General features: G+C 31.8%; 18 protein-coding genes. 1 reads left to right on the forward strand and 17 read right to left on the reverse strand.

Translation table 11 applies throughout. The annotated features are described in order from the left end of the window. Position 1: 1 nt before the first annotated feature. The 15 genes from BLW23_RS13700 to BLW23_RS13770 form a co-directional block, all read right to left on the reverse strand. Entirely contained in the window at positions 2 to 2,671 is a 2,670-nt protein-coding gene (locus BLW23_RS13700) for a hypothetical protein (protein WP_093670774.1), read from the reverse strand. A 14-nt stretch (positions 2,672 to 2,685) separates the two neighbouring features. Next, positions 2,686 to 3,282: a hypothetical protein gene (locus tag BLW23_RS13705; RefSeq protein WP_093670776.1), complete on the reverse strand. Its 597-nt coding sequence runs from the start codon at positions 3,280 to 3,282 to the stop codon at positions 2,686 to 2,688. A 111-nt stretch (positions 3,283 to 3,393) separates the two neighbouring features. Beyond that, complete coding sequence (locus BLW23_RS13710) at positions 3,394 to 4,245, reverse strand: hypothetical protein (protein ID WP_093670778.1); 852 nt, start codon at positions 4,243 to 4,245, stop codon at positions 3,394 to 3,396. Positions 4,246 to 4,419: 174 nt separating this feature from the next. Further along, entirely contained in the window at positions 4,420 to 5,748 is a 1,329-nt protein-coding gene (locus tag BLW23_RS13715) for a hypothetical protein (RefSeq protein ID WP_093670780.1), read from the reverse strand. Positions 5,749 to 6,135: 387 nt separating this feature from the next. Then, the gene (locus BLW23_RS13720) at positions 6,136 to 7,176 is read right to left on the reverse strand and encodes a hypothetical protein (RefSeq protein WP_143032179.1); all 1,041 of its coding nucleotides are present in this window, start codon (positions 7,174 to 7,176) and stop codon (positions 6,136 to 6,138) included. A gap of 66 nt (positions 7,177 to 7,242) precedes the next feature. Beyond that, positions 7,243 to 7,671, reverse strand: coding sequence for a phage holin family protein (locus BLW23_RS13725; protein WP_093670784.1), 429 nt, complete (start codon positions 7,669 to 7,671; stop codon positions 7,243 to 7,245). Further along, positions 7,664 to 8,095: a TIGR02594 family protein gene (locus BLW23_RS13730; protein ID WP_093670786.1), complete on the reverse strand. Its 432-nt coding sequence runs from the start codon at positions 8,093 to 8,095 to the stop codon at positions 7,664 to 7,666. Before BLW23_RS13730 ends, BLW23_RS13725 begins: the two co-directional genes overlap by 8 nt. Positions 8,096 to 8,320: 225 nt before the next feature. After that, positions 8,321 to 8,719 carry a hypothetical protein gene (locus tag BLW23_RS13735; RefSeq protein ID WP_143032180.1) on the reverse strand — a complete coding sequence of 133 codons (399 nt, stop codon included), beginning with the start codon at positions 8,717 to 8,719 and terminating at the stop codon, positions 8,321 to 8,323. Positions 8,720 to 9,066: 347 nt separating this feature from the next. Then, positions 9,067 to 9,345, reverse strand: a complete 279-nt coding sequence (locus tag BLW23_RS13740; RefSeq protein WP_255362797.1) for an immunity 22 family protein — start codon at positions 9,343 to 9,345, stop codon at positions 9,067 to 9,069. 33 nt (positions 9,346 to 9,378) lie between these two features. Beyond that, positions 9,379 to 9,855, reverse strand: coding sequence for an SMI1/KNR4 family protein (locus BLW23_RS13745; RefSeq protein WP_093670792.1), 477 nt, complete (start codon positions 9,853 to 9,855; stop codon positions 9,379 to 9,381). 1 nt (position 9,856) lies between these two features. Continuing rightward, a complete protein-coding gene (locus BLW23_RS13750) occupies positions 9,857 to 10,045 on the reverse strand; it encodes an HNH endonuclease (RefSeq protein WP_093670794.1) in 189 nt (62 codons plus the stop codon). 347 nt (positions 10,046 to 10,392) lie between these two features. Next, positions 10,393 to 10,629, reverse strand: coding sequence for a hypothetical protein (locus BLW23_RS13755; RefSeq protein WP_093670796.1), 237 nt, complete (start codon positions 10,627 to 10,629; stop codon positions 10,393 to 10,395). Position 10,630: 1 nt separating this feature from the next. Then, complete coding sequence (locus tag BLW23_RS13760; RefSeq protein ID WP_093670798.1) at positions 10,631 to 11,014, reverse strand: hypothetical protein; 384 nt, start codon at positions 11,012 to 11,014, stop codon at positions 10,631 to 10,633. 191 nt (positions 11,015 to 11,205) lie between these two features. Then, entirely contained in the window at positions 11,206 to 11,601 is a 396-nt protein-coding gene (locus BLW23_RS13765) for a hypothetical protein (RefSeq protein ID WP_093670800.1), read from the reverse strand. 15 nt (positions 11,602 to 11,616) lie between these two features. After that, positions 11,617 to 12,702, reverse strand: coding sequence for a hypothetical protein (locus BLW23_RS13770; protein ID WP_093670802.1), 1,086 nt, complete (start codon positions 12,700 to 12,702; stop codon positions 11,617 to 11,619). A gap of 4 nt (positions 12,703 to 12,706) precedes the next feature. Here BLW23_RS13770 and BLW23_RS23695 point away from each other — a divergent pair, with 4 nt between their 5' ends. Further along, positions 12,707 to 12,829 (forward strand): hypothetical protein, encoded by a 123-nt coding sequence (locus tag BLW23_RS23695; protein WP_255362798.1) that lies wholly within the window; start codon positions 12,707 to 12,709, stop codon positions 12,827 to 12,829. 110 nt (positions 12,830 to 12,939) lie between these two features. Here BLW23_RS23695 and BLW23_RS13775 read toward each other — a convergent pair whose 3' ends face one another. Together BLW23_RS13775 and BLW23_RS23505 are read right to left on the reverse strand one after the other, a co-directional pair. After that, on the reverse strand, positions 12,940 to 13,392 hold the full coding sequence (locus BLW23_RS13775) for an SMI1/KNR4 family protein (protein ID WP_176829829.1): 453 nt from the start codon (positions 13,390 to 13,392) through the stop codon (positions 12,940 to 12,942). 20 nt (positions 13,393 to 13,412) lie between these two features. Next, a complete protein-coding gene (locus BLW23_RS23505; protein ID WP_218134055.1) occupies positions 13,413 to 14,447 on the reverse strand; it encodes an HNH endonuclease signature motif containing protein in 1,035 nt (344 codons plus the stop codon). Positions 14,448 to 14,508 lie beyond the last annotated feature (61 nt).

The following is a 14,508-nucleotide window of genomic DNA, read 5'->3' on the forward strand; positions in this document are numbered from 1 at the left end:
TTTAATATTCTTTTTTAATAAATTTAATCATTTCTTTAAAGGTCATAAAATCTGGATTTTGTTTAGTTACAATCTGAAACTCTCTTTCAAAATATCTTGCCCTAAATTCTACAAGTTGGTCTAAAGTCAACTCTTTTATATAACCACCAACATTCCGTCCATTATAAACAAGATTTTTAGTTCTTTCATACAATTGATCATAATCTTCCATTATATCGTTTATCCTATCTAACGCGTGCGTTCCTTCATGAACAATCTCATTAAAAAATTTATCAACATCTGTTGTTTCCCGAAAAAACATAATTCCATCATACTCAAAAGCTGAAATCCTTTCAACGTGTTCAACTTTCCCACCACTATAATGTTGAGCATAAGCTTTAAATGACAAAGGATCCAAAATTTTTCTTCTAATATCATCTTTATCTAAAGCTCTCGCAATTAATGTACCCTGAGGGGTTACATTTTTTAACTGCTTAACAATATCCGAAATAAAAATCTCTTTAATTGGCTTTCCTTTCTTTTTTATTCTTTTAAAAAAGTCTTCAATTTTAGCATTAATCCCACCAACTTTTTCAATTTCCTTTTTTACAAGATCTTTCTCAGACACTTTCAACTCTCCTTTCTTCACCAAATTATCCAAAGACTTTGTGAATTTAGGGTTTTCTACAATTTCCTTAGCGGATTTCTGCAACTTTCCTTTTAAAAACACCGAAACTTCACCCACTAAGGCAACCATTTCCAGATAAAACAAGTATTCAGAAATACTTTTCCCTAACTCTGTATCATTAGCACTTGTTAGTTTTAGCAAGGTATTTACTGTACCAGAACTCACTTCAATTGCTCCAGCGGCTGCTTTAACAGTTTTAATTGCTGATGTTACCTGCTTAGTTTTATACAATAAGGTTTTTCCTTTATTAAGAAGCTTCACTAAACGACCTACTTTAATGAGGTTACCAACACCAGACACTGTGGTTACAATATCTACCGCATATTCCACTCCAGTAAATACATTTTCCCAAAAGGCAGTTTGATCGTTGGCATACAATAAAAATGCTGGTAGTTTTGTGCTTAATGAACCTTCTTCTTTATTTTGTTCTTTTAAAATAAAGCCTGCATTTTTACTATCCTTTACTAGGATAGGCGAAAACGGATGATAACTGTATTGTAAGGTTTGATAATCATCAACTTTTTCTGTTCTGCCAGTATCAATAAATCTTGATTTTGGCTCGCCATACCCTACATTCACCAATTCAGGAACTTCCTTTGTTCCCACTTTTACTCGAACACTAAGATCAATTTTAGCTTTACTTCCTTCCCAGTTTATTTTTGCATTATCATAATGAAAACCTAGAGTTTTATCTGATCGATAATCCAACAAGACTGGGCTTTCTTCTGTAATTTCAATTAACTTGTTAGTTTTGGGGTTACTATTTGCATACGAACTATTTTTCCAAATACTCCAAATGAAATAAACATAGGCTTTGAATTGCTCTCCATCCAAACCATCGACGAGTTTTTGTAAAAGTGTTTTATTATCTGCCTTAACGGTAAGTAACTTTTTTAAGTACTCGTTATTCTGCTCTCTTACATAAACCAGCTCTTTTTCTTCAACTACTTCCCTTCCTACATCTTGCTTGTTTTTATACTTATGGGTATATCTATGATATAGAATTTTTAATAGTTTTAGCAGTAAATCTTCTTCATTAGTTCCTAAAATATCAGTGATATTCCCACTTGCCAGTGTTTCTACTGCTGCCCACAAAGAGGCTTTATTGTAAAACACAAAATACAATGCTTCTGGTATTTGATAAATAAGGGCTTTTCTATCTTTTAAATTTGACTTATTGGCTACTGGGGTTATATGGTATCCTACACGCTCTAAAAAACGATGACGCCATTTTGACCTGAAATCATTTACTTCGTTATAAAAGTTAAAAATAGTTTCGTTTAAAAAGCTTAGTGCTCCAGATAAAGTTTTGAAACTAATTCTCAAAGCAATCATCGGGATTTCGTCTTCATCTAATAAAAAAGATGGTAGCATTTTGTTTGCATCTTTTTTATAGTAATACGATAATTGATAGGGATTTCGATCTCCTAATCGTTTTGACAAAATAGGAAAACGATGTACTGAGGCATTTAAAGAAGCTACAGATATTCCTAAATTTTCACTGGCTTTTTCACCGTACACATTGGTGTAGTGATATGTCTTTTCGTTAAAAAGAGAGAAATTACTGGGGTTAAAACTGATATAATCTTTTGAATTATCGGCATGTACCACCTCAACCAATCCAACTAATTGATTGTTTGGATTGATAAAAAACTGAAATCCCCCATTATAGATTTCCTCAGGAATGGTTACCTCTACCAATGGCTCTTGAAAATGAGCATCGGTAAACACTCTTTCATCTCTATCATAGGAAACATTTTTATAATAGCTATTTCCTCGAAGAATATATCTATTATAAGCAACATTATTAGCATCCATAAAGAATGTTTGGGAAATATTTACTTCTTTATTTTCTCTTGGAAAATCTTTTAAAAGTATAGTTTTCTCTTGAAAACTTTGCTCTCGTGTTATTTTAATTGTTATGATCTCTTGATCTACTTTTTGGGTAAAATCTGGAATTTTTAAGTAATCGATGAGATCATCCATCGTTATTATTTTACTCATACTTTTTCTTTTTTCTAATTAAACAATCGAAAACCTATTCCGATGTTGTGCGTCGGTTGGTTTAATTCACTTAGATTGATTCGATAGCTAGCGAACCATTTTTCCTTACGATTGTATTGTAACCCTACACTGAGATTATCAAATTTTCGAGAATTACCTCCTATCTCTGAAAACAGATACAATCCACTACTATAGCTCTTGGGGTACTCAATTGTTTTAGTTGTTTTAATTTGCTTTGGTACTTTCAACTTATAAGAGAGTCGACTGGCTAATAGCCTACCTTTAATTAAGTCGTAACTATAAATTTCAAGATCATCATTTTTTAAAGTGTCTTTGTATATTTTAGCTTGCTCGTAGCTCTTTTTGTCTTTTAGAAAAACCGTATCTCTTATAATCTTGGTAACATCATTTTTATGAACGTATACCTTTTGATACTTTATAGTTTGCACTTTGAAAGTATCTACTCTGGTCTTCCAAATCGTATCGCTAACAATAGTAATTTTTGGTTTTTCAGTTATTAATACTCTCTTTCGTTTTATTAATAAGTTCAAGAGAAGTAAAACAGCAACTAACACCAACATTAGATTTTTAATTTTGGTAATTTCCTCCATGACTTTTTCGTTTTTGACAGTAAAATGATAGTGATTCTTAACTGGGTTAAGACATGTTGTTAAGCCAAAACAAGGGGATAAATCCCCTTGGCTTAGGTTTCTTATTAAGAATTACATTACAACTGCCACCCCATAACCATCAGTTGTAATTACTCTATAGGTAACATAGACAGTCACACCGTCATTTCCTGAGCTTACTACCCCCGATGTTTGAGCTGTAAAATCAGTATTCACTGGAATACTTCTACTTTCTTGTGATCCTTGAGATGTTTTTACAACGTAGTTGTAGGTGTTTACATCAGCTAATGACACAGCCATAATTCCTTGATTAAATTCCAAATAAGCATCGCCATAATAGGTTCCATTAAAGTTAAAAACAGAATTTACCGAAAGGATATCAATAATTGTATTCGCTCCTTGTGCCGGAATAATCGTTTTCACCTGATTTGTCTCCAATTCAGCTGCCGATATCAATACTTTCGCCGTTTTAACAACAGAATTATCCTTAGGAATATCGCTTAAATGCGCTATTGTTCCTGATTTTCCTTGCAAAGTATGAATTGTTGAACCTACAATATCAGCTTTTATAGTTGCCGATCCCGTATTTCCTGACTCTGTGAAATCCAATGCATTTCCCCCAGTTCTTACCCTTCCTCCCGAGGTAATATTTTGAGCTGCGCTGATATGACTGTTACTTTGAATATATTCTGTATACAAGGAAGCCTTGATCGTTTTAGTCCCTGTAATTTCTTGATCGGTATTTGTAGTTACAAAATCACCACTAACTCCACCTCCAGTAGCCACAGAAACATCTCCATTCTCATCAATCATGAATCTACGGTTGGGTTCTCCAGGCATTTGTTTCGCATCGATATAACTATCGATTAAATCCGAATATTGCTGCTGTGTAGGTTTATCTCCTGTTTCAAAAAATTGTTTTAAGGTTTCTTTACTTTGTTTCATGTGTTAATTTTCTTTTTTAATGACAACATGTAACCTTAGATGTTTAAAATAATCATTGCCATTAATTATAATAATTATTTTAAACATGTCGGTTTCATCTTTTTTATCTATTTGTTCTTTGATAAAAAAGAGTCACTAAAAACTGGTTTTGCTAGTGACTAGACTTTTTGATTGTTAAATTCTTGAGTTGACCGAAGCTGTAATTCCTATATCTCCTTTTGATAATATTTGCCCCGTTCCTGCAATCATACTATCCACTCTAAAGCGAGTTAAATTCGAGTTAGAAAGCTGAAACCAAATCACTACTCTATTATCAGTATCACTAATATAAGACCCAGCACCTAAAACTCCTATACCCGCATCTGGATTGTTATGTACTATAGTTTCGCTACTATTTCGAATTCCATTGGGACTAAAAAGAAAGCCCATACATCTCAAATCAATAGCCGTGCGAGAACCATTTGAAGATCCCGTTATATGAATATGCCAACGTGAATGCCCTTCGTTATCATGATAAGGTGAGGTAACTCGGTGCTTGTAAGGTAATTTTAAATGATAAAATATGTTTGATATATTACTTTGATCATAAAATTCTGCTATCCCGGAGTTTAAAGTAGCTTTATTTTGACTAGTTTCATGGCGCATAACTCCTTTAATATGAAAATCTTCTAAAGGATCTACTCCGTTCAAACCTATTTTATGAGACAAAACATCTCCCTTAATGATGTTTCCAATATTTAATTTATTGCTATCGCCAGTTGATTCAGTATCAACCCTACTTCCAATCAAAATATTATTATTACCAAATCTATTGGTTTTACCCGACTCAAATCCGATAATAGTATTATCTGTTCCTCCCGCTAAATCACTTCCTGCTTTTACTCCTACAAGCACATTTCTATGATTACCGTTAGCAGCATCGTTACCTAAACCGTTTCCGGCTTGTTCACCAAGAATAATATTATCATCACCAACACCATCAACACCTGCATTTCCAAGAACTATATTTCTATACCCTCGTGTTTCATTTCCGTCAGGGTTCTGTGTTAAAAAGTATACTGATTGTTTTTCAACGGTTACATCTTGCAGATCATTAAGCTTATTTAAACTCCCCCCTCCTACTATATTGCTAAAGTCAACAGTAAACGTTGAGCTATCATCTCTTTCAAAAGTTGCCATTCCTGCTGGATCGACTGTTCCTGACACTAGGCGAGATAAATTTGTATCGTCTAAGTAATTTGTTAAATCTATTTCTTTCACAACTACTCCATCCTTTAATAAGGATAGTTTATTTGCTATAATTTCTGAAAGTGTGTATTCTGGTGTTTTTAATTCTGATGCGACTTGTACATCTCCATTCTCATCAATCATGAATCTACGATTGGGCTCTCCAGGCATTTGTTTCGCATCGATATAACTATCGATTAAATCCGAATATTGCTGCTGTGTAGGTTTATCTCCTGTTTCAAAAAATTGTTTTAAGGTTTCTTTACTTTGTTTCATGTGTTAATTTTCTTTTTTAATGACAACATGTAACCTTAGATGTTTAAAATAATCATTATCATTAATTCTAATAATTATTTTAAACATGTCGGTTTCATCTTTTTTATATTTTTTCATTCATTTTGATAAAAAAGAGTCACTAAAAACTGGTTTTGCTAGTGACTAGACTTTTATTTAGCTTTAATCTATATAAATTCCCTGCCTGATTAAGAGACTTTATCAAAGTTAAAGTCATTCTTTACAAAAACTTTAAACTTACGCATGTTAAAGCTATCTATTTAATTATTTTTTTTCTCAGAGTCAGAGCTTATGAAATAATCTTATATCTTTATATTCTCTTTCTCTCGATACTTTCCTTTGCCTCTTATCTGCGGCATGTGTTAAGTTTTAAAAAGTTTTTGTAGAGTCATACTCTATTGTAATACTTCTAGCGCCCTGTTTTACATACAAGCCTCCTGAAGCATTTAAAATAGCCCCCACAGGTATGTATGTAGAAGTCAAAGCTGTTATATACCTACTGTCTTGTGGTCTAATTTCTTCAGGTAATCCAGAAAATAAAAATCCGTCACTTTGCATTGTTAAAGAAATTACTTCTAAGAAAACAGTTCCATTTTCTTTTTTCTTAGCTCTAGCTCTATTATAAGTTGCTGATTGTTCTGCTAAATAAGGTGTTAAATCAATCCAATCTCCCCATTTATTATTACTGCTCGGTATATCCTCTAACCTTGCTAATGTTCCTCCACTTTCTGGTAAATTAACACTATTAGAACCTAAAGTATTTGTATTTATTCTTACAGTCATACTAACACCACTCTTTAGAAATGTAATTACTGGGTTGGTAGGTGAATTTACTCCGACAGCAGGAGCTTGTAAATAACTAACATTAGCCGTTCTACAATAAAAATCTCTGCTACCTAGTGTTAGATTTTTCGTTGCACCTGTGTATGGAACCCCTTCAATTAAACTAGGCTTATTCTTAATAAAATCCGATTGGGTATTATCAGTTTGATTCCAATCTGCTTGAATTTGTGCACCCGAGCTACCTACAATACTACTAAAGTCAACAGTAAACGTTGAATTATCATCTCTTTTAAACGTTGCTATTCCTGTTGGATCGACTGTTCCTGAAACTAATCGAGATAAATTTGTATCATCCAAATAAGTAGTCAAATCTATTTCTTTCACAACTATACCGTCCTTTAATAAGGATAGCTTATTCCCTATAATTTCTGAAAATGTGTATTCTGGTATCTTTAATCCTGGAGCAACTTGTACATCTCCTGTTTCATCAATAACAAATCTTCGATTCGCTTCTCCTGAAGGTTGTTTAGCATCAACATAACTATCAATTAAATCGGTGTATTGTTGTTGTGTTGGCTTATCGCCTGTTTCAAAGAATTGTTTTAAAATTTCTTTGTTTTGTTTCATTTCTTTCTTTTTTATCGGTTTAAACATTATTTGATAAAAAAGAGGCGCTAAAAACAGTGTTAGCGACTAAACTTTTTCTTTTTTCTCTTTTTCTTCTTCTTCTGCTATTTCTCCCATAGCCTCATTAAATCCGTTTTGGTTTACTATTTTAAACAACGCCTTTAATGGATTTACTCCATAGATTTTATTGTAATTTTCTAAAATGGATTTTATTTCAGTAACTGCGATAAATCCTGCTATTATTTTTAAAAAAGGCACTTCATTTACTATGTGTTTTTCTAAAAAATACGCTGAGATAATAACCAAATTGTAAATGAAAAATTTAGATATGGTATTTGCAATTTTTTCACTTTTTATGGGTTGATGTAACTTTATTGCTGCATATGCCCCAGTAATAAAATCGACCACAATTAAAAACATCACGGTAGTTAACACTCCATTTAATGGCGAAAGCAATGCAAATAGCCAAAAAATAACATGTATTAACCTATCCATCTTTACATAATTTTCTATAATCTAGAATTCTATTCTTCGGATAAGCTTTTATACTTACGCTATTTCCTTGATTACCTCCTAAGAGGTATACATATCGTTTCGACTCTTTTACTAGAAACCCAACATGGCCTTTCCAGCTATTAGGTGACTCTCTCCACAAAACTACAATATCACCTTGTTGAGGATTCATTGTAGAAGCTCCGACGGTTAACCAGCTTCTCGCTGTTAATCGATTTGATTTTTCATATCCTGCTTGTTGTGCTACCCAGTTTATAAAAGCACTACACCAAGAGGTTTCATCTTTAAATTTTGAAGCGTCAAACCCTAAAGAGGTAAAGTAATTTACTATTTGAGGATGATCTTTTGATCCTTGTACTTCTTTTACTCCGAATTGAGATAACGCTACTGACATTAAACTATTCATACAAATGTTTGATTTTAAGCGTTAGCAGATAAAACTAGTAAGTTCCTGATTCTTTTTCTTATTTTTTCTTTCCTGAACGGGGGATAATCTAACTATTAAGTTTCTGCATAACATAAAAAGGTTAATAAATTCCAATGAACTGTTGATAAGCTCTGCAAAGATATAACATTTTACAAACACATACAAACATTTTACAGTTTATTTTGTAAAATGTGAATACATACATCATTTTCTGAAATGAACCCATCCATTTTTTACCGTTTCTGTGTTGATAAATACACTATTACTCGAATCAAAAACAATCAAAAAGTCATGTAAATAATTACGAATCTCAAACAGCATGCCTGACCCTTCAATTGTAATTCCCAACTGCTCCTTTAACTGAGTACAATAATGGAAGTCAATACACTCATTGGCAATAACGCACATGGAAAAACATTTTAAAACCCCGCCAATACAAGCAATAAAAGTCAATGAAAATATTTCATTTTCGAAATTGACAGCACTAGCAATTCTATTTACTATAGATAACGATTTAGATAAATCGACTACATTTTCTTCTCTTGTAACTTTAAAAATTCTTTCAATATTAGTAGTATATTCACTCTTATTATAGCAATCCATAACTTTTCTTTTTTTATAATTCATAGCAAACATAAACATAGCAACATATGTTTAAACTTCATTCAATTGACATCCTATTTTTATGTTAAATTTAAAAGCGACCATTGTTGTCGTACAAATTGTAATACCACAAAAAATGTTTGTCAGTTTTCGGTGATACCTCTAGTGGTTCCTGCTAACAAAACACACGAACTTCCGAACTAGAAAACAAAAAACTACCTCAATTATGCATTGAGATAGTTTTTAAATTTTGTACTATTATGTCTATAAAAACTTAGCACAGATTACGAATCCGCCCTATCCGTTTAATCTTCAGTATAATTAAACACCCCTAAAAACTTTAGTTTTTAATCCCCTATACCTTTCGTTTCATACTCAAAATTGTAAATAAGGATAATTGAGTTAAAATCATTCCATCTTAACTCAGGAATATCTTGAATAAAAGACTCTACATAAGAGAAACCTTCAAATATCTCATTTTTATTCGTTTTATTTTCATAAAAATCAACTTCTTGAAATTGATTATCCAAATACTCATCACCAATTTTCTCGATAAATAAAGAAGAAACATCTCCTTTACTATTATATCTCTCTTTCATAAATTGATTTAAACTTTTACAAGCCAAATAGAAACAAAATTCCTCATCTGCTACATAAAATTAATCTTCTTCATATATTTCAATATCTTCCAACCCGTTTATAAATTCTTCAAACGAATCACAAATGAAAGTTGGCTCATCAGTTGTTCCATCTAAAAAAATTAAATAAACACTTCCAAAATCCAAATCATTCATGGAAAAACAAAATTTAGCCCCTCCAATATCATCAGCAAAAGGATAGAAATGAGAAGACAAATTCTTTTCTAATATTTGATGCGTTTTTATAACATCTCTAGAAGATATAACTAAATCATCAACTTTATCATTATCAACCATAGTAATAGCATAAAAACTATCAACTTCCGACCCATCCTCATATGGGTTGCCAAATGCACTTAAATTAGGATAACCACCATTTGAAGCTAGAATAAAACTTTTGTATAAATTTGGCAATTTAAGCTCAAACTCGTTAACAAATTTCTCCAACTCTTCTGGAGAGATAGGCTCTCCTCCTTGTATTAATTGAATTTTTTTCATATTAATTAAATGTTTTTTTTCTTCTCTTATAAACTATTCTGAATAAGTCCATCCATAACCCAGCACCTCCTTTATGAGGACAAGACCACTCATGTAATTTTTTATTTACAAGCTGCATCGTACACTCTCCTGTTATTGGATCATAATCGTCCATATGATGCCACGTATAACCAGATGGCTTCTTCTTCAAACCAACCTTTTTATTAGGCTACAAAACAAAAAACTACCTCAATATTACATTAAGGTAGTTTTTAAAGTTATAGTTATCTGTTTACGTGTCCGGTACGGATTACAAACATCCATTTTTTGAGTTTCAAGTAGCATTAAAGCTATCTATTCAATGGACAAATACAATGGTTTGTTTTCCAATAAACACTCCTTACATATTGATATTATTTTATAGAAATCTGACACCTGTCTACTTATAGGTTTTGTTAATGAAAGACATAGCGGATAGTCCTTTCCATTCCATTGTATTACTTCATTTACCGGTCCTCCAGCATCAGGAACAGGCTCAACACTTGGAAGCTTCTTCTCCTATTCTCTTTCAAAAACTTCCTTTATTTGTTTAATTTGATTACTCTCTATTACTTCATCTCTAAAAACTTCATCAACCTTGTTATTTAAAACCTCTCTTAACAAATCTTTGTAAAAAGTAACTAGGGTGCTGAAACTAGATCCAACATTAAAAAATTTATACTCATCTTGCTTTGCAAAAGTTGAATAGTATTCTTTATCAAAAAAACTATCATTTGAAATTCTTATGTAACTCATATTATTTTTCTTTTATAAATTTTAGAATAACGGTTTCTTTGGTTAAAGGAAAATTTACTGGATCATACCAAACTGTAGTAAACCCATTATCCTTTGCCCATTTTCCCGTAAATGTCTCGAAGGCGGATAACTCTACATCATTATTACTTTTCGTCATAGCCTCCCAAAACTTTCTCAAATTAACAGACTGGCCACCATAAGATTTATACAAATCATCATCTTTTAACCAAACTCCAAAGTTTCCGTCTACGCTTCCAAAATTAGGATGGTTTTTAAAAAAAGACAAAGAATCATCCAATACTATTTTTCCTATCCCTGCAACTTCATCTGTGATTTTTGTTGGAATAAATAAATCTCCATATAATATTTTTTTCCCTTCCTTCACAGGCAGATTATAAGGGTTTGATTTATCAAACAAGGTAACTTCTAAATTAACGTTTCTCTTTGTATTATTTAATTTTAATGAATATACAAGCTTATTTTGTCGGAGATTTGGGGATATATTGTAATATAACAAAAAAGGTTACCGAATATTTGGTAACCTCTCCCTTAGTTCATCACACTAATTATTAAATATTATTCATCAGTATACCCATATTCATCAACTTGAGGCATACCTGTATGCCTAGCTACTGAATTATACAATGCCTTAGTATTTACAAATCCACCATCAGTTTGATTACCTTCAGTATCATACTCATAAAAAACTACTGAGGAAGCCCCGTATTCGAGAGACTCATATTCAATTTTGCCATTATCGTGATAATCAACAGCCCAACCCATAGTTTGTCCATCAACATACTCTTGCTCCGAAGCAACGAAACCGTTATCATGATAGCTAAACACAACAAAACCAGTAAAAGGTTTCCCTTCATACCAATACTCTAAGCCTGTATATTTCCCTGTTCCTTTATCATCTAAATCTTCCTCTTTTACTCTTATTTTTTCAGATCTTTTTAATTCTTGATTCATAATCATATATCTTTTTTAAATAAATTTTTCAATAAACTCTATGCCATGAGTCATAAAATTACAGTCTCCGCATCTAATCATCACTCTATTTCTTAATAAATTTCTATTAAAACCAATAAATTCTTTTAACAGTTCATCACTGATTTTATAACCTTTAGCTTCTATTCTCCATAACAGCTCATTCATAGACAATACCTCTGCATGTATTCCCGGTAAATCTCCTGTCTGCCTCCAACTATAATTGGAAGAATGTTTAACTCCGTTATGAAATTCTCCTATTTTTTCAAAATGCAATTTCAATCTATTTTCCAAAAATGGATGGATATCATATTTAATATGCCCTTCAGAAAGCATATATTTATAAACCTTTTTAACATCTCCCAATTTAGATGTCTGCCTATTGATTCCACTCTTAGACAAAAATTTATTCAGTTTTTTATTAGAAAAATTAGTATGCATAACTATGTCTTTAACATACTTTTTACTCGTTACACCAGCAACCAGGACAACATCTCTAAGACTATTTTTAAACTTAGATTTTTTTCTAAAATTACGAACTTGCCTTGTAACCGTATTATACAACTCAACCCCTTTGTCTCCATAAAGAATTTTTACTTCATCGAGAGCAGGTATTATAGGTTTATCATAAACATATCCTTTTTCATAAACTCGATGAAAAGGTATCTGTCTAGACCTTAATTCATCCAAATACTTTTTAGCTTCAGCATCATCTAAGCCTTTCAGTTTTTCAGCAAGCTCCTCTACTTCTATTTTAGAACCTCTAAAAACTTCTTTCCCTTCTTTTACTAAAGCATATAGATTATCTCCAACAGGCACAGGTATACCACTTGCCAAAACGGGCTGCTGAGGTACTTTTTTAATGGTAATACCTAGTTTTTCATATAATTTATAAACATCATCCGAAAAAACTCGGGTTATCTTAGCTAAACTTTCAATAAACTCATCAATCCAACCTTTTAAAGTATCAATATGCTTTGGGATGTTTTTGATAAAGTAAGCAATAACAGCAATCAATCTAGTAAAAGTATCAATACCAAATTTTACTGTTTTCCCTACCAATCTCCCTGCTTTAAAAGGCATCTGAATGAGTGCTTTGTACGATCGTAATGTTTCTTTTAAAACTTTAGCAATCGTCCCAGTTCCTCCTGTTAAGAAAATTAATTATTTTGGAGTTTTTAAAAGAAGAACCACCTTAATTCATTATTAATATGGTTCTTCTGAAGTGTTGTTATCCTATTACATACCTTGCACAGATTACAAATCCATACTATCTATAGCCTAAAGCATTCATTCTTCTCAATACTCGATGTATAAACACTATTTCAATCCTTCTATAAATTCTTCAAAAGAACCACAAACATACTGTAAACTACTCCCATCCCAGTAATGCAGATAAACGGTACCATAATCCTCATCCTTAGTAGAAATACAATAAGTTGCTCCGCCCGAATTCTGTCCAAAAGGATATAAAAATTCAGATAACTCTTTCTCTTCAATCTGATAATCGTCAATAATTTCATTAACAGTTACTAGGTCATCTAAAGCATCTAGTACATCATTGCCTTTATATTCTAGATCAATTGAATAGAAAAAATCAAAATCAAAGTCCAATCCCACTTTTTTAGAGTAAAAATTAGATTTATCAGGGTACCCTCCGTTATTTTGAAGAATAAACTCCGTGTATGAGTTTGGTAAGTTTAAATCATATACTTTTACAAATTGTCCAAACTTATCTGGTGAAATTTTTTCAATACTGTCTGTTATTTTCATTTTTTTCATATTTTACATTATTATGATTTTGACCTTGCAATACCAAAAAATAACTCTATTATACCAGGAGCTCCTTTATGAGGAAAACATGCTGTATGTATTTTTGTCTTTACTAATTGCATAGTACACTCTCCTGTAATGGGATCATAATCATCCATATGATGCCATGTATACCTATTTGGTTTATTTTTACCATTTAGCACATACTTTTTAGTAAATCCAGGCATAAACTTTTCTACCGCTTCATTACAAAGACGGAAATCATCACTGTCTATTCCTGTTACTTTTATCTTAATCTTACCAAACCTTTTATCAGCATTAAATAAATACTGCGGTGTATGTAGAAAATCTGGTACCAAACCTCTTCCTTTTTCAATTCCTCCTTTAAGCCCACTTTTTAAAATATTAATTCCTTTATTTCTATATTTTATTAATGCTTTTTTTAACGGGTTAAATCTTTTGGAATCACTCTTAACAGCTATTTTAAGTACCCTATCAAATTCGGAAATAATCTCCTCATTGCTCTTTTCCATTTTTTTAAGATATTTCTCAATATCATCTTGTTTACCTTTCATTATAATATCCCCTTCCGTATCTAGAACTGAAATATTTGTGCTAGCTCCTTTTTCCCTTACAACTTTTAAACCTCTTTCATTTAAAACATTACTATACTTAATACTCAAATCCTCTGCCAATTTATCCAGATAATGTTGAACTTTCTTCTTAGTATTTCCTCCACTAGTACGAATCTCATCAATTCGTTGTGCAAATTTCCTGATAGCATCTTCAGTACCCTCCAAAATGGTTTTCCCATTTTGTTTTACGGTATAAATTGCTCCATCGACACCTTGAACCAGTACTTCCCCTGTATTAGGATCTATTTTTTGAGCAATCACAACACCTAGGTCATATAGCAAATCAAGGGTAGCTTCTAAACCTTTGAATATCTGATTTTCAAAACCTTTTAAACTATTGATAAACTCATCAATCCAACCTTTTAAAGTATCTAAATGCTTTGGAATGTTTTTGATAAAGTCAGCAACAACATCAATCAATCTAGTAAAAGTATCAATACCAAACGTTACTGTTCTATTAAATAGTCTTACTTCATTCTAA

It is taken from the genome of Tenacibaculum sp. MAR_2009_124 (assembly GCF_900105455.1).
GTDB lineage: Bacteria > Bacteroidota > Bacteroidia > Flavobacteriales > Flavobacteriaceae > Polaribacter.

Excerpts from the sequence above, each read along its gene's own strand:
- BLW23_RS13705 (WP_093670776.1), bottom strand. The coding sequence starts at position 3,282 with ATGGAGGAAATTACCAAAATTAAAAATCTAATGTTGGTGTTAGTTGCT.
- BLW23_RS13770 (WP_093670802.1), bottom strand. The coding sequence starts at position 12,702 with ATGCCTTTTAAAGCAGGGAGATTGGTAGGGAAAACAGTAAAATTTGGT.
- BLW23_RS13715 (WP_093670780.1), bottom strand. The coding sequence starts at position 5,748 with ATGAAACAAAGTAAAGAAACCTTAAAACAATTTTTTGAAACAGGAGAT.
- BLW23_RS13720 (WP_143032179.1), bottom strand. The coding sequence starts at position 7,176 with ATGAAACAAAACAAAGAAATTTTAAAACAATTCTTTGAAACAGGCGAT.
- BLW23_RS13775 (WP_176829829.1), bottom strand. The coding sequence starts at position 13,392 with ATGAAAATAACAGACAGTATTGAAAAAATTTCACCAGATAAGTTTGGA.
- BLW23_RS23695 (WP_255362798.1), top strand. The coding sequence starts at position 12,707 with ATGAGTGCTTTGTACGATCGTAATGTTTCTTTTAAAACTTTAGCAATC.
- BLW23_RS13735 (WP_143032180.1), bottom strand. The coding sequence starts at position 8,719 with ATGGATTGCTATAATAAGAGTGAATATACTACTAATATTGAAAGAATT.
- BLW23_RS13765 (WP_093670800.1), bottom strand. The coding sequence starts at position 11,601 with ATGAATCAAGAATTAAAAAGATCTGAAAAAATAAGAGTAAAAGAGGAA.
- BLW23_RS13710 (WP_093670778.1), bottom strand. The coding sequence starts at position 4,245 with ATGAAACAAAGTAAAGAAACCTTAAAACAATTTTTTGAAACAGGAGAT.
- BLW23_RS13730 (WP_093670786.1), bottom strand. The coding sequence starts at position 8,095 with ATGAATAGTTTAATGTCAGTAGCGTTATCTCAATTCGGAGTAAAAGAA.
- BLW23_RS13745 (WP_093670792.1), bottom strand. The coding sequence starts at position 9,855 with ATGAAAAAAATTCAATTAATACAAGGAGGAGAGCCTATCTCTCCAGAA.
- BLW23_RS13755 (WP_093670796.1), bottom strand. The coding sequence starts at position 10,629 with ATGAGTTACATAAGAATTTCAAATGATAGTTTTTTTGATAAAGAATAC.
- BLW23_RS13725 (WP_093670784.1), bottom strand. The coding sequence starts at position 7,671 with ATGGATAGGTTAATACATGTTATTTTTTGGCTATTTGCATTGCTTTCG.
- BLW23_RS13700 (WP_093670774.1), bottom strand. The coding sequence starts at position 2,671 with ATGAGTAAAATAATAACGATGGATGATCTCATCGATTACTTAAAAATT.